The organism is Peribacillus sp. FSL E2-0218, from assembly GCF_037992945.1.
Classification (GTDB): domain Bacteria; phylum Bacillota; class Bacilli; order Bacillales; family DSM-1321; genus Peribacillus; species Peribacillus simplex_B.
The window spans coordinates 4,377,133-4,394,371 of record NZ_CP150304.1; the positions used below are offsets into that span (position 1 = coordinate 4,377,133).

Below are 17,239 nucleotides of genomic sequence, written 5' to 3' on the forward strand. Positions count from 1 at the left end.
CCATTCTGTGAGTTAATAAAGTCTTCAAGCTTGGAAGACTTATGATTTTTGTATGAATGGCGTCGTTTCCCTTATATTCAATTTGGCTTGATAGGCGATTGTCTGCGCTGGGGACACTTGCCCATCAATCCGGCGAAGGATCATCTCCATGGCGGCGACCCCTATTTGATAGGTCGGCTGTTCAATCGTAGAAATGCCCGAATAAACTATCGTGCTCCACTCTGGATTATCAAAGCCCATCATGGCCAAATCTTTCGGAACCGACAATTTCTGTTCTTGTAAAAGCAAAATCAGTTTTAATAACACCACGCTGTTTGCCGTCAGTATCGCTCTTGATTTTCCTTCCGACTTCTCTAAAAAATGCTGAAGCTTGGCTTCTACGTCCTGTAAATCATCGACATTTACCTCATAAACATCATTTGAACTTGGATGGCTCCTGCTCAGCAACGTTTGCTGAAACGACTGCCTCCGTTCATACCTCGTACTGATCTTGCTTGCTGGCTCGCTGAAAAATGCGATTCGTTCATAGTTTTGATCGGCAAGAAAATGGACCGCCTGTGAAGTGGCCTGAAAATTATCCAATCCCACCGTATCCAATTCAAGGTCGGGCACCTTCCGATCCAGCAGGATGATCGGCGTCTTCTGCTCCTGCAGCTGAATTAGCATGTCGTGATTTCCGCCCGTCGTATGAAGGATGAGCCCATCAATGCGATGGGATAAGAGCATTTCGAAATATCCTCTTTCCTTCTCCGGATTATTATCCGAATTGCAAATCATCAGATTATAGCCATTCTGGCTGCATATGTCTTCAGCACCACGAAGGATGGCCGTCGTATACGGATTGTTGATATCCGCGACGATGATGCCAATCAAATAACTCTTATTGCTTTTCAGCCCTCTTGCCATGGTGTTCGGGCGGTACTCCATTTGGCTGATCGCCAGCTCGATTTTCTTGCGGGTCTTGTCGGATAGTTCATCATACCTGCCGCCTAAGTAACGGGAGACCGATGTCTTCGATACCCCGGCTTCCCTAGCGACATCGTAAATCGTCACTTTTGAACTTTCTCGTTTATTCATTGCATTCATCCATTCGCGAATTTTTGGAACCGGTTCCATTTTTATAAATAGTATCACATTGGCAATGAATGTCAATCCATATTTTTCAAACACAAAACATTTTTTTCTTTAATTTATTCAATTTTCTATATTAAAATATATTTACCAATATGTTTAATATTGTAAGTTTAATGGTTGCTTGTGACAGGCATCTGCTTGGGTGTTGAGATCGTAGGTATCTGCATTATTCCAGTATTGCAATTTGGGGCACAGCAGATAATGGTATGTGGAAAGCGAATGATAAGAAAATCCTGATTACGCAGTCGGTGGATGGATTGGACATGTTAAACAAAAGTTTGGCGGCAAGGTCGAGATGAGGCAGGCATTGTTACAACCTTAAAACCATTGACTATCACTTGGGAGAAAGAAGGATATTCCCAGCCAGATACTTTTCGTCTTAACTAAATCATCGAAGGAAATATGGAGCCATTTCGAACACAAAACGGCTCCTTTCAAGGTCATGCCTTACATTTGATTCGGCGCTGATATTCCCAACAATCGCAACGCATCCTTCAAGACGGCGGCCACGCAATAGGCGAATGAGAGCTTCATTTGCTTCCACTCATCATCGACCAGTACCTTCGTATGTGCATAATACTTATTGAATGCGCGTGCCAACTGCAAGCTGAATTTGGCAATTTGTGATGGATCGGCTTGTTCAAAGGATTTTTGGACAATGCTCGGGAACTGCTCAAGCAGCTGGATCACGGGCCAAGCATATTCGCCCAATGCCTCAAACTCGATGGCCTGCTCTGTAAATTGCCCCTTTTCCAGCAATGATGAAATTCTGGCATGGGTGTATTGCACATACGGACCGGTTTCGCCCTCGAAATTCATCATTTGCTCCAATGAAAAGTCGATATCATTCATGCGATGATTCTTTAAATCATTAAAAATCACCGCTCCGACACCAACCTGCTTCGCAACCAGCTCCTTCTGTTCCAGCGCTTGGTTTTTTTCTTCAATATTGCGCTTCGCCGTTTCGATCGCCTCAGCCAACACATCTGCAAGCAGCACGACCTTCCCTTTACGTGTCGACATTTTCTTGCCGTCCTTCAGCATCATGCCAAACGCGACATGCTGTAAGTCCCTAGACCAATCATATCCCATCTTCCCGATCACCTTGAAGAGCTGTTTAAAATGCAAGGATTGTTCATTTCCGACGACATAAAAGGTTTTCTTGGCATCATACTGTTTTTTGCGATACAGTGCTGCGGCTAAATCACGTGTGGCATAAAGCGTCGCCCCGTCCGTTTTCGTAATCAAACAAGGAGGCATATCCTCCAACTCGACGACAAATGCTCCCTCCGATTGGGCAAGCAAGCCTTTTTCCTTCAGCTCCCCGACGACCGCATCCATTTTGTCATTGTAAAAGGCTTCGCCCGCAAAGGAATCAAAATGAATGCCCAATAACTCATAAATCGCAGCGAACTCCTGAAGTGAAGCATCCCTGAACCATTTCCAGAGGGCAAGCGACTCTTCATCACCCTCTTCAAGCGCCTTGAAGCTGGCGCGTGCTTGCTCATTCAGCGAATCCTCCGTTTCTGCAACATCATGAAACTTCACATAAATCTTCAGTAATTCCTGGATCGGGGACGCTTCGATAGCCGCTTTGTCTCCCCAGAGCTTATAAGCCACAATCAATTTGCCGAATTGCGTGCCCCAATCTCCCAAATGATTGATTCGCACAACATGGTAGCCATTCTTTTCAGCTATGTTAGCCAATGCGTTTCCGATCACCGTCGAGCGCAAATGCCCCATCGAAAACGGTTTGGCAATATTCGGCGAGGAATAATCGATCACGACATTTTCCTTAGCAGGCTTCATCGAACCATACTGTTCCTTTTCACGTAATACTGCTTGAAGTACATTTTCCGTCACCCATTGCTGATTGACGAAGATATTGACATACCCCGACACTGCATTCACTTCCTGGATCATTCCATCGCTTAACTTCCCAGCCACTTCCGAAGCGATCGACTGTGGGGACTTTCTCAGCTTCTTAGCAAGCGTAAAGCATGGAAAAGCAATATCCCCTAACTCGCTCATTTTAGGCTTTTCGATTAATTTTTCAATTTCACTTGCGGTCAATTCATGGTTTAATGCAGTTGAAAGTAAGGCAGCAATTGGTTGATTCATCGTCATTTTCCCTCCTAAACAAAAAAGCCCCCGTCTCTTAATAAGAGACGAGAGCATGGATTCCCGTGGTACCACTCTAGTTGCCACAAATTGTGACCACTTTCCATTGTTAACGGGGTGACTCCCCGATATTCCCTACTAACGTTTCAAGAAATTTCTCCAAAGTGCGCTTCATCCATTCGTCCTGCATCAGGCTCCCACCATCCCTGACTCGCTTGCCATTTCAAATGAACTACTCTCTTCATCATCGAATTTTCAATATTATGATTTTATCCATATTACACAATTTTAAAAAACGTGTCAACACCTCAACCGGTCGGTGCCTTCATTTTATCCTTGATTGTGGACAAATAATTCCTTACCGCCCCGATTGCGTTAGGCTGCAAAATCGCAGACCCTGATTCAGCTTGACCGTCAGCATGGCAAGCAGCCACATCCGTGAGCTCTGGGGAGTACAGTCTCATGCCATCCATGATACGGCGGATCGAGCAGGCTAACTCGTCACTCGGGTTATCCTTCAATAAATAACCACTTACCTTCGCCTTGAGCGCTCGTTGAAAATGACCATCCCGTCGAAACGTCGTTAAAATAATCACCTTGCATGCACATGCCTGTAAAGCTTCCGCTGCCTCCAGTCCGCTCATGACCGGCATCTCCATATCCATGATGCAGACATCCGGATGCAATTGGTGCACAAGGGCAATCGCTTCCTCCCCATTGCTGGCCTGGCCGACGATTTCGATATCTTCTTCAAGATCGAGTAGAGAACTAATCGCTTCTAAAAGCATTTCCTGATACTCTGCAATCACGATTCGAATCACTTTACGTTCCCTCCTTGATCGAATAACCAACAAAGACTCCCCCAAATCCAAGGATTATGAAGGGAGTCCGAAATCACATTGGTGTCATAGTTCAGATTTCACTTGAACAGGCACACTTTTTTTCGTTATATATTTTATGTCCTTAAAGCTAACAAAATTCTTGTTTTCTTCATCCCATAAGCGGAAACGGAGCGACTGCAAGCTTGTCGCAAGCGTGATCGTCGGGACGTTCTCCAAAGGCTCCGTATTATTGTGAGCCATTTCCAATTTATAGTTAGGAACCCTTGGACTCAAATGATGCACATGATGGTAGCCGATATTGCCTGTAAGGAACTGCATCAATTTCGGAAGCTTATAAAAAGAACTTCCTTCCACTGCTGCCAATACATATTCCCACTCCTCATTTTCTTCAAAATAAGAGTCCTCGAATGTGTGCTGGACGTAAAACAGCCAAATGCCCACTGAACCAGAAATCATGAAGATGGTACCTTGTACCAGAAGGAACGACTGCCAGCCTACGGCCAGGCAAAGCAATACTACTAGAACGGCGATCAATGCATTCGTCAAATACGTATTCATTTTTTCCTTCTTTCTAGCACCTTTACGGTTGAACCTATTCTTAAGAAGGAATACATAAATCGGACCCAAACCAAACATGACCAATGGATTGCGATAAAAACGATAGGCAAAACGAAGCTTAAGCGGCGCTGCCAAATATTCATCCACCGTAAGGGTCCAGATATCGCCTGTCCCCCGCTTATCCAAGTTGCCGCTTGTAGCGTGATGAACCGAATGCTCATGACCCCATTGATCAAAAGGGAATAAAGTCAAAACACCCATACATGTCCCGACTATTCTATTTGCACGGCGATTTTTAAAAAAGGAATGATGTGTACAATCATGAAAAATGATGAAGATTCGTGTCAGGAAGCCCGCAGCCAGTATGGCTGGGATCAAAGTTAACCAATATGATACGGAAAGGCTCATATAAGCAAGGTACCATAAAATAAGAAACGGTCCGATCGTATTGATGATCTGCCAGATACTTTCCTTTGTCGTTGATTGTTCAAAAGGAGCAATTTGTTTTCTCAAATTTTTCGTATTTTGTATAGTCATTAATCAATTGCACTTCCCTTTATATGTCGTAACCTTATTATAAGGAAATGATCATGACATTATTAGTACCAGGTGTCATGACGAGCAGGTGACATATGTCATATACAAAAATTTCCCAACTGCGCATCACTAGAATATGAAAAATGGTAGAAACCCCAACTTCGTTTTTATCCTTTATCATCTACGAAATCTTCATTTCATCCGCAAGTTTGGTGCCTTTATCAACGGATTCAGCATTTTTTCTGCAAGTTTGGCGCTTTTATCGACGAGTTCAGCGTTTTATCTGCAAGTTTGGCGCTTTTATCGACGAGTTCAGCGTTTTATCTTCGAATTGGTCACTGTATCGAAGACTTCCCTCATTTCTTCCACAATGTACCTCTATGTTGTCGTGATTCTCCATAGTAAACTAGTGAAGTTAAAATGATCAACATTTAAGGAGAATAGAATAATAGTGAAAAAACACGTTGGATGTCTTATTATGTTAAGCCTTCTTTGTATTTGTTTCTTTCCAGAAAGCGGCAAGGCAGCAAGCAATACCTTGTACGTAGGCTCGGTTAAAGCGGATAATACAAAGGTTTACAGCTCTCCTGCACTCGGTTCCACTATACGCAAGACCTTGAAAAAGGGCGAACGTTTTCCCGTCATTTCGACTGTCACCGGGGATTCGGCAAAGCCTATTGTGCATACAGTCATAGCCGGAAACACATTATGGAAGGTAGCCAATCAATATGGTGTTTCGATCGGTGATATACAAAAAGAAAACAAATTAGGTTCTTCCGATATCATCGTTGGCCAAAAGCTGAAGATTCCTCAAAAATATAAGATACATACCGTTGTATCAGGTGATACATTGTGGAAAATCTCGAATAAATACGAGGTAGCCGTGAGCGATTTGACAAAATTGAATAATTTGCGGAAGACTTCACTTAACGTCGGGCAAAAATTGAAGCTTCCCGATTATTACTACCAGGTTCAATTGCTTGACGGTAAAAAAGGCTGGATCAAGAAATCTCTCTTTCCTAAAAAGGCGCAAAAGCGTATCGTCATGGGCTGGAAACATAATGGATCGCAGGAAAACTACACCCAGCAGCTTAAACAGCCCAACTTGAATGTAGTATCTCCACGTTCCTATACACTGACGGATACCGGTCATTTCGTTTCCGCTTCTGTCGATACAAAATACGTCCAAACCGCTCATAAACAAGGAAAAAAAGTGTGGCAGCTGATTGGCAATAAATTCGATCCCGCTTTAACTGGTTCTGTACTGGGCAATGAAAAAAAACGCCAGAAACTGGTTACAGCTTTGCGCGATTCACTAGTTAAAACGAACAGTGATGGAATCAATGTCGATTTTGAAAACATCGATCCCAAAAATAAGAAAGACTTTGTCCTTTTCATAAGCGAATTGAAAAAAGCGCTAAAACCTCATGGAATCACGATATCCGTGGATGTCACCCGGGAAAACGAAGATCCGTTTTGGTCAAAAAGCCTCGATAGGAAGGAACTTGGCAAAATCGCGGACTATATCATCATCATGGGGTATGACGAACATTGGGGCGGAAGTCCAGTGGCTGGGTCGGTTTCCTCCTTGCCTTGGATCAAAGAAGGAACCAGGCTTTTAATGAAGGACGTGCCTGCCCATAAAATCATCCTGGCGGTGCCATTTTATACGCGGGAATGGGTAACCGATTTATCGACCGGTAAAGTGACAAGCCATGACCGCAACATGGCTGAGGTCAACCGTATCGTTTCGGCTCATAAACTTAAAAAAGTATGGGATAAAAACACCTCACAAAATTACGTCGAATACACATCCAAAGGTGAAAAACATCAAATATGGATGGAAGATAAAAAATCGATGACGCTTCGTCTTGACCTTGTCAGACAAAACCAACTAGGCGGGGTAGCCGCTTGGTACATCGGAGCGGAAACGGTTGATATTTGGGATGTCTATCACTTTAATCAATGAATAAGTAGAAAAAAGGCCTCACATGGTGTGGGGCCTTTTCTGCATGACCTCATTTTCAGTCGGTCTTGTCGTCATGAGTGAATAGATCATCCCAAGAAAAATCAATGAAATGCCAAAGATTTGAACCATGTTCGGCACAAATCCCGAAAGCAGGATATCCAATAGGATGGCAACTGCCGGATCCACAAAAATCATGAAGGACACTACATTTGTAGGCAAATGACGAATGCTATTGAAAAACAAAAGATAAACGACGCCAGTATGGACGATGCCGGTCAGTACCGTGTAAAACCATTGCGAAGCATGCAGCGTTGTGTACGCGTGGAAATCAACAAATGGAAGCAGCAGTAAAAAGCCGATGAACATTTGCAGGAACGTGGTCGCATACACACTCGTCTTTGTAATCGACTTTCCTAAAAGCATCGTTGCCGCATAGAAAAACGCCGCGATGATGCCATACATGATTCCTTCCCATTCAGGAGATGACGATTGAAAACCATCCGTTCCCATGATCAGTAATGTGCCTATGAAACATAGTGATATGGCCAGGATGGAGAATAAAGACAGCCTCTCCCTGAAGATGAAGCTGCCGATGATCAGCACAATGATCGGGGCTAAATGATAGAGCGAAATCGCAATGGTCACCGAAATCAGCTCAAATGATTTAAAGAGGAATATCCAGTTTAACAAGTTGGCCACCGCACAAAAACTAATCAACATTCCCTCTCTGACATCCCATTTCTCCCGTTTGAAATGCCCTGTAGCCATCCAGGCCGCACATAGGAATACCGCAGCACAGATACAGCGAACAAAAACCAATTCCAATGCTGGAAGTCCCGTCCGTTCCGAAAAGAAACCGACGGAACCAAAGATCGCCATCGCCACCGACAGCTGAAGAACGGCCATTCTATTCATGTACTCTCTCCTAACCTATTCGTTTTAGCTTATGCTATCATTTCTCGGGCATTCCGTCACGAGTGATGATATTGGCCCACATTTACAACGGCTATCCCGGGGTAGAGTCGACCAAACGACTGCCTATTCACGTAAATTGTATTAAAGGTCCAGCTTGCCTTTTTTCTTAAACCAACAAACATGAACAATGAAAAATCTCCTTTCGGTTAAAAGGAGATTCTCTGCTTACCGTGATCATCCGAAGAATAAATCGAGCAAATTACTGCCTGCCGATGATTGCTTATTATAAAACTCCGAATAACCGCACTGCTTGCAATACACGACCGTGAATTGATTATTCTGGACATCGAACATCTTTGACAACCCTGTTCCAGTCATGGCTACGTCCTTCTTGGCCGCATCCTTGCTGCCGCATTTCAAGCACCCTTTTTCATTCATGATTTCACTCTCCCGAATTTTAGTTACAGAGCTCAGCGATTATGAGACTCCATGATCCTTCCTGGCAAAACCAAGATACCTTGTTCCTTGGAAGGTTAACGTACCGCTATCCCCTTCTGCAAGCATCCCAAACTCCTTGCCCGAAAGATGGAATTCGAACCGATCTCCACCCTCAAATTCAAAAGTAATGTAATAGGCCGTTGAGCTACTTTGCGAAGAGATATGTTGCTCGTTTGTGTGAACATGTCCCGTCACTTTCGTCCGTTTACTTTTCACAACGGCAGGAACAGCCAAACGTGGGGATTCCTCGTTTTTCTTCCATTGACTGAGCCCGTTGATTAATTGAAAGATAAAAAGGATAAAAAGGATAACAAACATGATTCCGATTAAGTCTGAAGCCCCGCTGAACATCCAATCCTCACTTACATCAAAGCCGTCCATGTCCCCCCCCTTTTCCAGATGTTAACATATACGAATGAACCAGAAAAAAGTTTCATCCTGCACGCTTCCATATGAGGGTGTGAAAAGAATAAGGAAAATGGCAAAACTCATCCATTTTGCGACTTTACTCATGAATTTTTCAACTTTACTCGCGAGTTGGTGCTTTTCTCAATGTTCCGGCGCTTTACTCGTCTGATTTCGGCCCTTTACTCGCGAGTTTTGCACCTTTACTCGCAAATTTGACGACTTTTCTCGCGAATTTAGCACTTTTACTCGCGAGTTTGACGACTTTACTCGCGAATTGGCACTTTCCTCAAAGTTTGGGCGATCTACTCGCCAATTCTGCACCTTTACTCGCGAATTAGGGCTTTTCTCAATGTTGCGGCGCTTTACTCGCGGATTTTGCATCCATACAATTAGTCTTTCATCCGAAAATAGGGTTCTAGTGCCGTGAGCCGCGGAAGTTCGATGCTAAGCTTTCTCGCATCGGCCAGGATATCCCTTGGGAAGAGGGCGAACGATTCTTGGGAGATATAGGCCGTATCTTCCATCCGTTCCATGATTGCGCCTGCGAGCGTGCCACCGGTAATCACTTTAAATACGCCATACCCCATCAATCCTGCAGGCAGGTGCAGCATGAGCGCGGTGCCCAAACCAGGCTTGCGTCCTTTCGCCCGAATCAGCGGAAGCATCTCGCGCATTAACAGCACAGCTGGCTTCACGTGTTTTGGCGACTGATACATATTTTGATAACTTCCCAGCTTCAAGGCCTGCGCCGCCATACCGGCATTCATGATGAAATGTTGCAAATACCAGACGTACATGTCTTTTTGCAAGGATACGGAGAAGCCGGCCTGTTTGAACATATCGACGACATCTTCGTGCCTTTTTACAGAGGCAGCGGTAGCAGCGGATTCCAAGTAAATCGACTTCATGAATCCGGCTTCCAATTTATTTTTGCCTCTAAAGCCTCCGCCTCCACCTGGAAAGCCCCACAATATTTGCTCTTTGGGCAGCCGTGCCGCTACAGTCTCTTGATCATCCCACACATTATTGAAAATTAAAATCGTGGCCTTTCCCGCGAGTTTGCTTACTACTTTAGACGCTTCCTCGAACTGCTCGTGGTTAACGCTGAGAAAAATGAGGTCATAGTCGTGATTGGGACTGATCTCCTCACGCATATTTATAAACCATCTCTCCAGGACCTGGTCCCCCTTCCTGCTTTTTCTGCCATCCAGTATATCTAGGTCAACATACGGACCGTATTGGGCAGCCCTTCCCGGCCGCACATAGAAATCCACCTCATTTCTCGCTTTTTCTAGCGCCCATCCGTACTGTGTCGCCATAACGCCTCTACCAAACATTAAAATTTTCATCTTGTTTTCCCCCTTAAAAGTTTTTTAATTTAAATAACTATATTTAAAAACTAATGTACAGAAATCTTTGCAGTTTGTCAAAAGTTTTTAAATATAACTAGATATGTTTAAAAACTATCCGTTTTATGTCATAATACTTGTATTAACGAATAAGAGGGAATGTCATGAACAAATATGAAATCAGAACGCAAAAAAAGAAAGACGCCATCATCAAAGCGGCTCTGGACCTATTCCGAAACAAGGGATACACCAACGTCAGCATCAATGAAATCGCCTCCCTTTCAGGCGTATCCTCCGTGTCCATCTACAACTATTTTGGCAACAAAGAAGGGGTAATCAAGGAGTGCGCACGAATACTGATGCAGGAAGCAACACAGATGGTGAACGACCTGCTTCTAGAAAACATTAGCTTCAAAGAAAAACTGCTGCGGGCGGTTTCCATTTGTGCCGAGAAGCCTCACCAGCTCCTCGAAGAACACTTCTCACAGGAAGCGCTGCACGATGCCGTTTTTGTGGATTTATTTAAAGAAAGCGCAGGTGAGGTCCGGAGCGATATCTTGCAAGTATTTATTGAATCTGGAAAACAGGAAGGCGCAATCGATGCCACCATTTCTACGGAAACAGTCATGGAGTTTCTTGATGCCGTCGCGGGCATGCAGGCGAACTGGGAAACGAAAGAGGAGTATCAAACAAAAACGGCGGAGATCGGAAAACTTATCCTTTACGGTTTGATAGGACGTTAAAGCCCATGGGAAAGAAGAGGCCGCTATTAGGTGCGCCTCTTTGAAATCCGTTATAGTAAATCAGAAAGTTGCGTAAGCGTAACCAGCTCCATATTCCCGAGGATAAATTGGCACTCCTCCGCATTTTTACTGGCTAGTAAACTTTTTTCTTCCCCTGTACCTAGCTCTAACCAATGGTCGGAAACAGACTGCAAGACGGCATGAAAAGCTGAATAAGTTACCCAATCTTGCAGTTTGAATTCATACAGGACTTCAAACACACCTTCAAACTTCCAATATTTTTTAGTTTCTAACCAAGTTATTTTTTTAACAATGGTTGCAAATTTTTCTATAAAAGGAGTTATGTTTATGCATTCGTAACACCCTATTCATTTTTATTTGTGCATAATGTGTATACTATTCTCAAGCATAAATACCGTAGAAAAAAAACAATTTATATGCCAGCCATGTCCTTTGCTGCATGGTACTCTTGGACTGTTGCTTTCATGAATACTCTGACACCCCTAAAGTTTTTTATAGAGTTCAGCAGTGCCCGAAGGTTTAAAAACTACTGAAAGTCCTTCAAGTTCCTCTTTTATTTTCATTGTTAAACTTTGCCCGATTTCATTATGTTTCATTTCTAGGTATTCTCCCTTTACCATCAATCTATCGTTTTCCCAATCCATCCATTCACCATAATTGATAGCCCATTTTTCAACTTCTTTCATTAAATTCTGACTTACTGGTAAAACATCAATATCTAAATTAGCACCACAATTTTCACACCATAGTGGATCTGTTTCATAATCAGCCTCAACTATAATCTCATGTGTATCTTGTGGGCAGTTACACTTTATTTTCATAAATCCTCCCTGTTTTTCTACTAGTCCAATTCACACTTTAATCCATTTCATAAGTTTTCGAAGATTTTTCATAATAGACAAGAAGCTTATCTTGATCTTTCCAGTTAATTTTAAATCCTTTGTTTGCCCTAACTGTATTTCCTGATAGATTTTTAATTTTATTGTTCACTCTCATCATGAACAATTAATTTTAAGACCTCCTCGCAAGATGTTATTTTTGTCCAAAGTGATAATTATTAATTAGAGCCTATTACTCTAAAGGTTTCCATTCTCGCTCTTCTCTTCCCCCCTACAGCCACCTTATCCGTTCCCCTGATTTCATGATGATGTCGATTTGGTCCAGTTGCCCGCTTATCTGGTTTTCCTTCATCCCTGATACATCAATATCCATTTCTATTCTCAGTCGATTTCGTTCTTTTCCCCTTAAAATGACCTTATAAGGAGTTTCGGTGTTCATGAGTGATACCAATTTCGAATCATCATCGTCGTATCTGCCTATCAATTGGATCTTGAATTGGACATCTTTCTTGCTGTAATTCTCAAAAGGAAGCTCACATACGCCATGAAGCGTTGTTTTGTCTTCCATATCAAAGCGGCAGGTACTGGATCCGCGATCATAGGAAACGGCGTAAATGTCCGAGGCAAAATGCTTCTGATACGTATTCGCCAAGAAGTGCGGTGCAAACCAGGCTATGATGACGGCCAGGGTGAAAAAACGGGCAGGATGCATTCCCACTGCTTGGACAAGAAAAAACAGACTGATCAGCAATAGAATGACCGCCAGCACCCCTACATATTGGATTCCATGTTCGGACTCGATCGGTATGCCTAATCTAAATGCAATTGCAGCGCCGTATGGAACTTGGTGCGGAAAAGGGAAATTCAATATAAACGAGAGCACAAAAAGGATGAGTGCAATATATAGATGTTTTATTTTTTTTATCAATTGAACCACTTCTTTCTCTCTTCTTGGAACAATCCAGCCCCCCCTGTTACTGAATTCCTCAGTAATGAAATAATTCCGAAAATTATCACCGGCCCAATTGCCTCCCTAAAATATCCTTGTCCTTACCTATACGATTTGTACTGGTTTAAGTTTCACTTTAATCCAAATTATGTATGATTTTACATTATAAATAGAGACCTTTAGCCTCATTGACGAATACGACCATTGAAAAGATGGGCATAGCAGCGGTACCGAAACCGATCGTCATCGGCAAAGACGTCACTCCGCCGTCGGAAAACTTAGATGATGATAGATTGACAGACTTTAATCCGAGAGAAGATGGCTTTGATTTTTACGAGAGCTTGGAAGGAATGCTCGTCCAAGTAGCCAATTCAATTACCAAAAGCGGTCGGCCACAAGATTATGGTAAATTGGTCGTGATTCCAGGAAATATGGAAACGACGACTGCTGTTGGTGGCGTAAAAATTACGGAAACGGATTTCAATTCTGAACGAATCATCCTGGATATAGATGATGACAAATTCGTGGCCAAAACCGGTGATCAATTGACCGTTGGACTTTATTCCTGAATTTGCAAATAATCAACATAATGAATTTCCGGGACGAATTATCCGTGCGCTAGGTCGAATTATCACTCGGGGCGGACGCATTTCCCTAAGCTAGGCCGGATTTGAGGGTCCAGTACGAATCCCCCTCCCATACTGTTAGAATACTATTCTTGCAAACGAAAAAAGACTGCTGAGCAGCCTTTATCTCGAATGGAATATTCATTATTTCAAGAGATATAACTTACACGAATATCTCCCTATTGCTTTCCCGTTAAATTAATAGGTCTTAAAGGACGCATGATAATTGGCAGTCGAAATCGACGTTCCTCCCACATTCATCCCGCTAAACTGAACATCTATCGCATTATAGAAGGCATTGACCGTATCCGCGACATCCCATACGGCATAAATGACATGATAGCCAGTCCGCTGCGGCACGACGACTTGATGGCTCACTTTATTGGACGGTCTTGCTCCATTATCATTTTTCTCATAGAATGGGACCAATTCCAATTGATCTCTTGTGAGCGGTTTATTCGGATCCCAATTTTGTTTCGTGATATAATAATGCCATTTCGCTGTCGAATGCATGGCGGTTAAATTCCAGGTGAAGGTTTGGGGACCGCTTTGCATGGCATTTTTGCTCCAGCGTGTCGCTGTTTGTTCATCAAGGACGCCGCCAAACAAGCCGCCTGCCGATGCAAGCTTGCCATCCGGGATGCTCGCACCCGGAAATCCTTTGTGGCCTTCCAAGCTTTGCGGTTCATACATGATTGATCCACAATTCTTATTCACCTGCTCTTTGCAAAGCAACGACCGTGATTTTGGCGATTCGACATACCCATGCGCAGAAGCGAAATCATTTGCACCGACAACGGATAACCCAAGAACTAACGAAGTACTGAAAAGAAAGCGCTTTAAACCTTTCGAACATTTCATCCTTTCACCATCTCCTTCATCATTTTCCTACATGATATGTAGTATATAAACATTATAATGTTTATACTTTTATTTTTTAAGGGTATTTTGTCCTGTTATTACAAATTATTACAAATATTCTATTTTTTATAAAAACAATCCCCGTGAAACTACAGTTCCCATAATAAAAAACCGGAACCCCATTGGATTCCGGTAGCCTCAATTAATTCGTAATATCTTTTTTCTGGAAGAAGAAGAATGTCAGCGCCAAAAAGATAAGGTAATAGATGACGAGTACACCCATTGAAAATCCGAGTGTAGCACCATCGAACATTTCCATCGTTCCCGAAATGTACCCTCTTAAATCAAGGTGAGGGAATAAGACGAATTTTAACCATTCGTATTTCCCGATGAAAGACTGAATGATCATATTCAATGTCGAAGATGCAAATAAGATGAAGATCGATATCCCTACTGCAAGCGCTTGGTTCTTAAATAACGTGCTTAACATGAACGCGATCGTCGTGATGACCAGGAAGCCCGGTATCCAGTAAACGATCATATCGAAGAAATAGGAGCCGACCACCACTGTACTGAAGCTTCCGAATGCTGTCGGGTCGAGCATCTTGTCTGAATAGGAACCATTGCCAAAGAATAAGATTCCGATCAGGTAACTGAAAAGCACTAGGCTCACAAGCAATAACGCGGCAAATAACAGGGAAGTGATATATTTGGAAAGAAGGATCTTCCAGCGCTTATAAGGCCTGATGAGCAGTTGTTTAATGGTGCCATCCGAAAATTCAGAGGAAACCATCGAGCTGCAAACGATCACGACGAATAATGTTACGAATGATGTCAGCGATACTGTATACTCTGCCATATAGGTCCAGTTCGTGCTTAAATCAGGGTTGATATTTTCAGCTAAATATTGCTTATTGGTGTCCATTTCTTCCATGATTGCGGCCTTTTCATCTTCACTGATATCTTTGGCTTTCAATGCTTGTTCCTGTTCTTGTATATCTGCTTTTACCTCTTGCTTCCAATCGTTGCCGGATTCATCCGGACTAAGCTTCAAGTCGATGATTGCCGTTCCGAGAGCTGCCACCAAAAGAAAAGCGATGAATATATAAGTCGATACTTTAGAAAAGATTTTCATCCATTCATTTTTCACTAAGGATATCATACAGACTCCCTCATTTCCTGCTCGGTAATTTCAAAGAATTTATCTTCCAATGATTTTCTCGTGATGCCAATTTCATAGACATCCAGTTCATTTCCATTAAATAGCCTGTTTATCTGGGCCGTTTGTTCACGTGTCGCGGACACCGAAATGGTACTCGCATCGAATGTAAGAATCGAAATTTCGGCGAACTGTTCCTGAAGAATCTTATTGGCTAGCGCCCCATCATTGACAGCAAAGGAAACTTGATGGATCGTTTCCGTTTTTTCATCGATCATATGCTCTTTCGTATGTATCAGTTTTCCTTTTTCGATGACGGCGAAACTATCACACATCAATTGCATTTCCGATAGCAAATGGGAGGATATCAATATCCCGACGCCCTCACTTGCCAGTACCTTCAAATAATCGCGAAACTCGCGAATCCCTTGCGGATCCAAGCCGTTCGTCGGTTCATCGAAGATCAATAACGACGGTTTATGCAGGATGGCCTGTGCCACACCAAGGCGCTGACGCATTCCCAATGAATAGGTCTTGACCTTCTTGTCGATGGCATGGTCCAATTTCACTAGCTTGATGACCTCTTCAATTCGCTCATTCGATATGTCATTGGAAGACATACGAGCATAATGGAGGATATTCTTCCTGCCTGTCATGTACTTATAAAACTCGGGGTTTTCAACGATGGCCCCCAATTGATTCATCGCGCCCTCGAAGTCTTTATCGAGATCGCTGCCATTGATCATGACGGAGCCGCCGGTACGGTTGATAAGACCTGTGATCATCCGGATGATCGTCGTTTTACCAGCTCCGTTCGGACCGAGTAAACCGAATATTTCATTGCTTTTTATCTCGAAGCTAACATTGTCTACAATGGTCGCATTGCCAATTTTTTTGGTTAAGGATTGAACCTTAAGAACTGCATCAGACATATAGTACCTTCCTTTTTTAGTATTTTCCAAAATCACACATTCTCAACATTACCATATTATGCATATCATTACTATATTGATATTCTTCCAGTAACATCTCCCAATATCCGTCTCCTTTTCTTACGTTACTAATAGAATTAAGTTTCAGTTTTTCGATAAAAAGTCAAATATAGGGAAGCCAACGCAAAGGACAAGCAAAAACAAAAGGAAACATTTTGTTGACCGCAATTGCGGAGAACGTTTCAAATCTGACTCCTCATTTTCTCCCGAAACACTTCACTAACAAGATTCCCTTCTGCATCTGTCACCCTCGACACTATTAAAATGTAGCTCATCACTCGTTCCTTCAAGCACTATTCCTTATGGGTTTTCCTATTTCTGAGAAGAAAGTGCTAAAGTACCGCTTGAAAATATTGAAAAAAGAATGACACTGCAACTATAAGGATCAGGTTTTTTATTTCAGTGAGTAAAACATTAACCTATAATAATAGTAAAAAGGGAGGGGTTTTTCTATGATTGACTACCTGAAATTTAGGTATAAATCTTATATTATTATTTTTTCAGGTTTTCTTATCGGTGCAATTCTCTCTAAAATTTTATTTATAAACCCCGATAATCTCATAGCTATTACATGTTTTCTAGGAGGTTTTTTAATCGGAGAATGCGTAATGATAAATAAATGGTTAAAAAATCGCCCTACCAATGGTTAACCAAGCTTATAAAGAGGCAAGGCTGTAGATGCTTAGCAGCGCGTGGCAGAGGAACGACCGCCTCTGAA

17 protein-coding genes and 1 other annotated feature are annotated in these 17,239 nt (G+C 42.6%); of the genes, 3 read left to right on the forward strand and 14 right to left on the reverse strand.

The window, feature by feature from the left end; translation table 11 throughout:
* Window positions 1-39 precede the first annotated feature (39 nt).
* The 4 genes from MHI53_RS21100 to MHI53_RS21115 all read right to left on the reverse strand — a co-directional run bounded on the left by MHI53_RS21100 (window position 40) and on the right by MHI53_RS21115 (window position 5,192).
* On the reverse strand, window positions 40-1,077 hold the full coding sequence (locus MHI53_RS21100; protein WP_061142804.1) for a LacI family DNA-binding transcriptional regulator: 1,038 nt from the start codon (window positions 1,075-1,077) through the stop codon (window positions 40-42).
* Window positions 1,078-1,581: 504 nt separating this feature from the next.
* Window positions 1,582-3,255, reverse strand: a complete 1,674-nt coding sequence (argS, locus tag MHI53_RS21105) for an arginine--tRNA ligase (protein ID WP_340372207.1) — start codon at window positions 3,253-3,255, stop codon at window positions 1,582-1,584.
* A 40-nt stretch (window positions 3,256-3,295) separates the two neighbouring features.
* Window positions 3,296-3,512: a binding site (T-box leader), on the reverse strand.
* 51 nt (window positions 3,513-3,563) lie between these two features.
* Window positions 3,564-4,076: a response regulator transcription factor gene (locus MHI53_RS21110; protein ID WP_061142772.1), complete on the reverse strand. Its 513-nt coding sequence runs from the start codon at window positions 4,074-4,076 to the stop codon at window positions 3,564-3,566.
* An 84-nt stretch (window positions 4,077-4,160) separates the two neighbouring features.
* Window positions 4,161-5,192 carry a fatty acid desaturase gene (locus MHI53_RS21115; RefSeq protein WP_061142771.1) on the reverse strand — a complete coding sequence of 344 codons (1,032 nt, stop codon included), beginning with the start codon at window positions 5,190-5,192 and terminating at the stop codon, window positions 4,161-4,163.
* Between the two features lie 478 nt (window positions 5,193-5,670).
* On the opposite strand from MHI53_RS21115, the gene MHI53_RS21120 reads away from it, so the two are divergent.
* On the forward strand, window positions 5,671-7,161 hold the full coding sequence (locus MHI53_RS21120; RefSeq protein WP_340372208.1) for a LysM peptidoglycan-binding domain-containing protein: 1,491 nt from the start codon (window positions 5,671-5,673) through the stop codon (window positions 7,159-7,161).
* 18 nt (window positions 7,162-7,179) lie between these two features.
* Here MHI53_RS21120 and MHI53_RS21125 read toward each other — a convergent pair whose 3' ends face one another.
* The 4 genes from MHI53_RS21125 to MHI53_RS21140 all read right to left on the reverse strand — a co-directional run bounded on the left by MHI53_RS21125 (window position 7,180) and on the right by MHI53_RS21140 (window position 10,331).
* The gene (locus tag MHI53_RS21125; protein ID WP_061142769.1) at window positions 7,180-8,076 is read right to left on the reverse strand and encodes a DMT family transporter; all 897 of its coding nucleotides are present in this window, start codon (window positions 8,074-8,076) and stop codon (window positions 7,180-7,182) included.
* A 234-nt stretch (window positions 8,077-8,310) separates the two neighbouring features.
* Window positions 8,311-8,514, reverse strand: coding sequence for a zinc ribbon domain-containing protein (locus MHI53_RS21130; protein WP_061142768.1), 204 nt, complete (start codon window positions 8,512-8,514; stop codon window positions 8,311-8,313).
* A gap of 39 nt (window positions 8,515-8,553) precedes the next feature.
* On the reverse strand, window positions 8,554-8,955 hold the full coding sequence (locus tag MHI53_RS21135; protein WP_340372209.1) for a DUF2500 domain-containing protein: 402 nt from the start codon (window positions 8,953-8,955) through the stop codon (window positions 8,554-8,556).
* 416 nt (window positions 8,956-9,371) lie between these two features.
* Window positions 9,372-10,331, reverse strand: a complete 960-nt coding sequence (locus MHI53_RS21140; RefSeq protein WP_340372210.1) for a 2-dehydropantoate 2-reductase N-terminal domain-containing protein — start codon at window positions 10,329-10,331, stop codon at window positions 9,372-9,374.
* A gap of 164 nt (window positions 10,332-10,495) precedes the next feature.
* Here MHI53_RS21140 and MHI53_RS21145 point away from each other — a divergent pair, with 164 nt between their 5' ends.
* The gene (locus MHI53_RS21145) at window positions 10,496-11,074 is read left to right on the forward strand and encodes a TetR/AcrR family transcriptional regulator (protein WP_061142766.1); all 579 of its coding nucleotides are present in this window, start codon (window positions 10,496-10,498) and stop codon (window positions 11,072-11,074) included.
* Window positions 11,075-11,124: 50 nt separating this feature from the next.
* Here MHI53_RS21145 and MHI53_RS21150 read toward each other — a convergent pair whose 3' ends face one another.
* The 3 genes from MHI53_RS21150 to MHI53_RS21160 form a co-directional block, all read right to left on the reverse strand.
* Window positions 11,125-11,334 (reverse strand): hypothetical protein, encoded by a 210-nt coding sequence (locus MHI53_RS21150; protein ID WP_061142765.1) that lies wholly within the window; start codon window positions 11,332-11,334, stop codon window positions 11,125-11,127.
* Between the two features lie 243 nt (window positions 11,335-11,577).
* On the reverse strand, window positions 11,578-11,916 hold the full coding sequence (locus MHI53_RS21155; protein ID WP_061142764.1) for a hypothetical protein: 339 nt from the start codon (window positions 11,914-11,916) through the stop codon (window positions 11,578-11,580).
* Window positions 11,917-12,205: 289 nt separating this feature from the next.
* A complete protein-coding gene (locus MHI53_RS21160) occupies window positions 12,206-12,862 on the reverse strand; it encodes a hypothetical protein (RefSeq protein ID WP_185113092.1) in 657 nt (218 codons plus the stop codon).
* A gap of 209 nt (window positions 12,863-13,071) precedes the next feature.
* On the opposite strand from MHI53_RS21160, the gene MHI53_RS21165 reads away from it, so the two are divergent.
* The gene (locus MHI53_RS21165) at window positions 13,072-13,452 is read left to right on the forward strand and encodes a hypothetical protein (protein WP_061142762.1); all 381 of its coding nucleotides are present in this window, start codon (window positions 13,072-13,074) and stop codon (window positions 13,450-13,452) included.
* Window positions 13,453-13,707: 255 nt separating this feature from the next.
* Here MHI53_RS21165 and MHI53_RS21170 read toward each other — a convergent pair whose 3' ends face one another.
* The 3 genes from MHI53_RS21170 to MHI53_RS21180 form a co-directional block, all read right to left on the reverse strand.
* Window positions 13,708-14,370, reverse strand: coding sequence for a lytic polysaccharide monooxygenase (locus MHI53_RS21170; RefSeq protein ID WP_340372211.1), 663 nt, complete (start codon window positions 14,368-14,370; stop codon window positions 13,708-13,710).
* Window positions 14,371-14,572: 202 nt separating this feature from the next.
* Entirely contained in the window at window positions 14,573-15,532 is a 960-nt protein-coding gene (locus MHI53_RS21175; protein WP_061142760.1) for a DUF2705 family protein, read from the reverse strand.
* Window positions 15,529-16,461, reverse strand: coding sequence for an ATP-binding cassette domain-containing protein (locus MHI53_RS21180; RefSeq protein ID WP_100531162.1), 933 nt, complete (start codon window positions 16,459-16,461; stop codon window positions 15,529-15,531). The genes MHI53_RS21175 and MHI53_RS21180 overlap by 4 nt, the downstream gene beginning before the upstream one ends.
* Window positions 16,462-17,239 lie beyond the last annotated feature (778 nt).

Coding starts and splice junctions, on each gene's coding strand:
- MHI53_RS21100 (WP_061142804.1), bottom strand. CDS start 1,077: ATGAATAAACGAGAAAGTTCAAAAGTGACGATTTACGATGTCGCTAGG.
- argS (WP_340372207.1), bottom strand. CDS start 3,255: ATGAATCAACCAATTGCTGCCTTACTTTCAACTGCATTAAACCATGAA.
- MHI53_RS21115 (WP_061142771.1), bottom strand. CDS start 5,192: ATGACTATACAAAATACGAAAAATTTGAGAAAACAAATTGCTCCTTTT.
- MHI53_RS21120 (WP_340372208.1), top strand. CDS start 5,671: ATGTTAAGCCTTCTTTGTATTTGTTTCTTTCCAGAAAGCGGCAAGGCA.
- MHI53_RS21125 (WP_061142769.1), bottom strand. CDS start 8,076: ATGAATAGAATGGCCGTTCTTCAGCTGTCGGTGGCGATGGCGATCTTT.
- MHI53_RS21130 (WP_061142768.1), bottom strand. CDS start 8,514: ATGAATGAAAAAGGGTGCTTGAAATGCGGCAGCAAGGATGCGGCCAAG.
- MHI53_RS21135 (WP_340372209.1), bottom strand. CDS start 8,955: ATGGACGGCTTTGATGTAAGTGAGGATTGGATGTTCAGCGGGGCTTCA.
- MHI53_RS21140 (WP_340372210.1), bottom strand. CDS start 10,331: ATGAAAATTTTAATGTTTGGTAGAGGCGTTATGGCGACACAGTACGGA.
- MHI53_RS21145 (WP_061142766.1), top strand. CDS start 10,496: ATGAACAAATATGAAATCAGAACGCAAAAAAAGAAAGACGCCATCATC.
- MHI53_RS21155 (WP_061142764.1), bottom strand. CDS start 11,916: ATGAAAATAAAGTGTAACTGCCCACAAGATACACATGAGATTATAGTT.
- MHI53_RS21170 (WP_340372211.1), bottom strand. CDS start 14,370: ATGAAATGTTCGAAAGGTTTAAAGCGCTTTCTTTTCAGTACTTCGTTA.
- MHI53_RS21175 (WP_061142760.1), bottom strand. CDS start 15,532: ATGATATCCTTAGTGAAAAATGAATGGATGAAAATCTTTTCTAAAGTA.
- MHI53_RS21180 (WP_100531162.1), bottom strand. CDS start 16,461: ATGTCTGATGCAGTTCTTAAGGTTCAATCCTTAACCAAAAAAATTGGC.